We start from the raw sequence: 4,922 nt of genomic DNA, 5'->3' as shown, positions 1-4,922 counted from the left end.
AAAGCGATCGAAAAATTGGATGGATTAGTTGCGGTTACACCGGATATTCGCCGATATAGCCTTTTGGCATAAGTGAGCGAATTGCGTCGAATCAAAGGACAAAGTTTTGCCTTAGTAACTATTCGCAATTAGCACTGCAAATCGATGAGCGCTTGTTTGTCGATCGCTTCCATCATCAGGCGCAAATATGGGGAAACTTGGCGATCGACATTTAATTTTTCTACCGCAGTCTCAAAACTTTCACCTTTGAGCATGAATTGAGCTATTTTATCCAATTCACCCCAGGTTAATTCACTTTCTACGTAGGCTTTAGAAATGGTAATCAGCAAATCTAGGTAGTTGTTTCCTTCCGCTTCGGTCATCATTGTATGGGGAATATTTAAGTCTTTATCAAAGCAGTAATACCAGGATTTCGGCTGATATTTTACTACTGCTTTAAATAAATCCTGATGTTCGTGAAGGTTAACGGCTTTATCGTCTTCGCTGGAAATAATTAACATCGGACTAGCAGGAGTATTTTCCACGCGATCGAGTATTTCTTGTCCCAGATGTAAAAATAACGCCAAAGCAGGAACGAGAAAGCCATCATAACCATGACTTCCGGGATTATCTTTATTCAACCATTCATAATAAAAAGGTAGAATGGCCACAAACCAATTTATAATTCTCAAGTGGCTACCAAGATAAGCAGCAAAAAGTAAAGTTTTGCTAATCTCTTGGGGACGTTCGAGTGCTAACCAAGCCGCTAAAGTAGCGCCACTAGATTCGCCGCCAATTATTACTTCTTTTCCTAATTGTTTGGTTACCTGCAACCATTCGAGCGCAAATATTTGATAAACTTCCGCATCGTCTGGTAAAGGAGGTGGATTATTAATGTTCCAATTTCCCGCGATTCCGTGACCTGGTTGCAAAGGAACTAATACATTATAACCCAATTGAAAAAAAGCTTTTCCCAACGGTTCAAACTGATAAGGTGCAGCAGTAAAACCGTGGAAAAATAAGAAAACTTTTTCTGTGGGATGCGGGTGGAAAAAGAATCGCGATCGACACTCTTCATTTTTCAAAGGTAGAGCATCTTCGCGAATTTTAGCTTCTTCGATAATCGTTTTTGTTATAATTGAGTAATCAGTCATTGTTAGTCCGAATAGACGATCGTTTCAGCACACCCACCAAAACCAATAATCCCAAAGCTAATGCCAATATCCCTGCTATCAGAGCGATCGCAAGTTGATTAGCTTGACGCACGGCAATTGCTACCAACGCCCAAACGATGACAAGGGGGAAGGCAAAATCATCTCGTGTCACCTTAATTGTAGCTGCGATCGCACCCGCCACAACCATGACGATCGCTGTCCAGATTTGCGGGCTAATTCCCCCGCCATTCCAACCTAAACTATATAGTGCGATCGCCACATTGACAATTGTCGCGACGCTAATCCAACCTAAATAAATGCTCAAGGGAACTTGCACTAACCATTTCTGAGTTCTCGACACCCTTCTTTTCGCAATTCCTAATTCCAAGTATATCCCAATCAGGGGCAATAAAATTGCCAACATCGCCAATAAAGAACGGGCAAATAATTCGTACTCAAAAACGAACACCCAGACAATCTGCGCCAAACTTGCCATTACTAAAAAATAACCGATGCGCCGCAGATAAGGGTCTTGCCTTTGCGCGGGTAGAAATTGATAGATGGCAAAACTAATTAAACCTAGATAAATTAATCCCCAAATCGCAAAAGCATAATTAGCGGGAATAATGAGGACGTTCTTGAACAGGATATTGGAAATTTCACCAATAGTGCGTCCGTTAGGCGGAAAGAGATTGCTATATATATTGATGCCGAAGGCAGCCACAATAGCAATTAAGTTGGCCCATTGTCTCATGCGATCGGAGTTCGAGCGATTTGTGTAAGCTGTCATACAGAATCGATCTCCTCTTAACCTTTTATAGAGTTTGACACTCCCCACCCTAAAGGGATGGAGATTCTTGTATCACCGAGCAACCTTGCCTAAGCACTGTTTCCAGGTTTAGGTAGAGAGTCGTCTCTCCACAAGCGTTGATTTCCGTATGCCCTACGGTATTTGAAATATATCCCATCAATTTTAATGCCTTCAATAGAATATTAATCGCGGCATTTTCATCTCTGTCTAATACAGTTCCACACTTACAAATGTGTGTTCTTATCGACAGGGATTTCTTTACTTTATCGCCGCAATTAGAACATTCTTGGCTCGTGTAATGAGATGCAACGGGAACCGCAACCTTGCCAAACTTAATGGCAAAATATTTCAACCATTCCCGAAACAAAAACCACCCGGCATCATTAATTGATTTAGCTAAACGATGATTCTTCACCATGTTCCGCACCTTCAAGTCTTCAAACGCCACGAAATCATTATATTTCATTACGCACCTTGCTAACTTCACCGCAAAGTCTTTACGCTGACGAGACACTTTTAGGTGCTTTCTTCCCAAACGGTTAATAGCTTTTCTTCTATTGTTGGAACCCTTAACCTTTTTGTCAACTCGACGTTGCAATCGCTTTAATGCCTTCTCTGACTTTCTGAGATGCCTGGAATTATCTACTTTTTCACCATTGCTGTCAGTATAGAAATAGGTTAATCCCATATCAATACCGATACATTTACCTGTTGGCTTAACTTCTTCATTGGCTAAGTCACTGGCAATGCAAAACTGACAATAAAAACCATCGGCACGCTTAATTAATCTGACTCTTTGAATTTGCTCTAATTGATAGAAGTGCAAATCGTGAGTTCCGATTAGTTTAAGCGTGCCGATTTTGTTCTTGTCGGTGAAGGCGATCTTTTTTCTATCCTCAGAAAGTGACCATCCGGATTTCTTGTACTCTACCGAACGTTGGTTCTTTTTGAAGCGAGGGAATCCCTTCTTACCGGGAATTTTTTTCTTGCAGTTCTCGAAAAATTTGGCGATCGCACTCCAGCAACGTTCGGCAGAAGCTTGTCTGGCTGTCGAGTTGAGTTTATTTGCAAATGGGAATTCCTTGGCTAGTTTGGCAGTATATTTATTGAGGTCGTAGCCATTAACGCCTTTGTTGTCCATCCAATATCTCAGGCATTTATTCCTGATGAATTGGGAAGTGCGAATGCCTGACTCGATTGCCGCATACTGCTCTGGCTTTCCCTGGCATTTAAACTCGAATACAAACATGGTTTATCGACCTCATTACCATATATTTATGATAGCTTTAACTCCACAAATATATGGCACGATGTCAAAACCCTTAATATTACGTTATGAAAGAAAAGCCGTCCTAGAAGGACGGGGTTTTTCACCCATTTCTCTGATAAAACGGTAAGCTATTCCTTACGTCCTGGGGGAAAATTTTCTTTCCCAGGTACGCTTTCAATTGCTACCAGCGCCGCACGGGAAGCCGCCAAAATATCGCGTTCTGCACCACCCAAGTAAACTCGTCCGAAACTGCCGATCGGATGAACATCTAATATATTAATCAGAGCCGCTTTCTCTGCTTCGTTCGCCGCCAGTGGTGCGTAAGCGGCTGGCTCAACTTCTAACACATAAAGCGTTTGTCCAGTCAAAATCATCTGTCCCCGCCGACCGCGATTGATCAGTTGTGTTTGGTAAGAATCAATATTGCGGATAATTTGGCTGGAAATCACTCGCGGTTTGATACACTCTTCTCTGCGGACTCCGATCGTCTCCAATATCGCTCTACCAGCAGCCCGCGTCTCGCCTTGCACGCTAGAATGAATCTCCAGAAGACCGTAAAGCCTTTCCACAGCTAGCACCGCCGGACGTACAGAGGCAGATTTCAACGCGACATCGGTAATCCGGTTAATTTCTATACCAGGCGAGATCTCAATCCACAGGGACGCATCCCCCGGTAATGGCAAAAACCCTTGAGACACCGTGCCCAAGTAAGCGGCGTATTGAGGCTGCAAGCTGTCCAGAAATACGTAACTGCGGAGTTCTATACCCAAGATTTTTATCCCCGTGCTTCAGTGCAAAATGAATAGGGTGCAACATCTGAGTATAAATCGATCGGCTACCAGTTTTAGGTAGGATTAGTTAATACGGAGGCAAGCTGAGCAGGACGAGACAAATGCGGGCAATGTCCTCCCGGCAGTTCTATCGCATCAACTCCCAATCGCTTACGTGCAGCGTAGCGCGACCATGCCGGAGAAATTATCCGGTCATCCCTACAAACAATATATTTATAATCTACATTTGGTAAAGAATTCAGCGGATTGACATCATAAATATATGCCATCGATCGCTGCGATCGTCCTTTTGAGAGCGCCCAGCGCATGACATCCGGTTCGCAATCGTGATAGAAAAGTTCTATCAATACTGCTTCATCTGAAAAATCTTTACCAACAGAAACTGGATTAAATAGATCGGGTTCATCATTGAATTGTGCGAGTTTACTTTGCTCTTTCGGTTCGTAATTTAACGCTCTGAGACTATCGGGATCGAGATTGTGGGAAAATTGGTCAATTGTACTGAATCCCGGACATGGAATAAGCGCACTAAGAAATACCAATTGACGCACTTGACGCGCTTCTGCAACAAGGGGAATAACAGTACCAGCCATTGAGTGACCGACCAGGACAAGATCGTCATCAGTTTTTGGCAGCGCTTGAATTACTACATCTGCAAATTGCGATAAACTTGCCGATGCGTCTTCAATTGGCAAATCCATTGCTACTGTTTTGTGACCTTGCGCTTCTAAGTAAGGAATTAACAAATCCCAAGACCAAGCGCCTTGGAAGGCTCCGTGAACTAGGCAAAAAAGACTCATAGGTAGGGGTTAGGGGTTAGGGGCTAGGGGTTAGCTATTTTTCCTTTTCTATTCCGGTGATTTGGGCGACTAATTCTGAGGCGATGCTAATTAAAGATGTGTCTATTTCAATTTGAA

Annotated in this window: 5 protein-coding genes; all 5 read right to left on the bottom strand. The window is 42.9% G+C overall.

All coding sequences use genetic code 11. From position 1 onward, the window contains the following. Positions 1-128: 128 nt before the first annotated feature. Entirely contained in the window at positions 129-1,133 is a 1,005-nt protein-coding gene (locus H6S82_RS18105; protein ID WP_190467788.1) for an alpha/beta fold hydrolase, read from the bottom strand. After that, on the bottom strand, positions 1,126-1,923 hold the full coding sequence (locus H6S82_RS18100; protein ID WP_190467784.1) for a TspO/MBR family protein: 798 nt from the start codon (positions 1,921-1,923) through the stop codon (positions 1,126-1,128). The genes H6S82_RS18105 and H6S82_RS18100 overlap by 8 nt, the downstream gene beginning before the upstream one ends. A gap of 49 nt (positions 1,924-1,972) precedes the next feature. Next, positions 1,973-3,193 (bottom strand): RNA-guided endonuclease TnpB family protein, encoded by a 1,221-nt coding sequence (locus tag H6S82_RS18095; protein WP_191056506.1) that lies wholly within the window; start codon positions 3,191-3,193, stop codon positions 1,973-1,975. Between the two features lie 149 nt (positions 3,194-3,342). Further along, positions 3,343-3,984, bottom strand: a complete 642-nt coding sequence (locus H6S82_RS18090) for a hypothetical protein (protein ID WP_190467779.1) — start codon at positions 3,982-3,984, stop codon at positions 3,343-3,345. Between the two features lie 74 nt (positions 3,985-4,058). Next, positions 4,059-4,805: an alpha/beta hydrolase gene (locus H6S82_RS18085; protein ID WP_190467776.1), complete on the bottom strand. Its 747-nt coding sequence runs from the start codon at positions 4,803-4,805 to the stop codon at positions 4,059-4,061. Positions 4,806-4,922: the final 117 nt, after the last annotated feature.

The sequence above is a fragment of the Planktothrix sp. FACHB-1355 genome (assembly GCF_014748295.1).
GTDB classification, from domain to species: domain Bacteria; phylum Cyanobacteriota; class Cyanobacteriia; order Cyanobacteriales; family Aerosakkonemataceae; genus Aerosakkonema; species Aerosakkonema funiforme_A.
The sequence above is the reverse complement of the archived record's forward strand: the minus strand, read 5'-3'. Positions and strand labels throughout refer to the sequence as shown.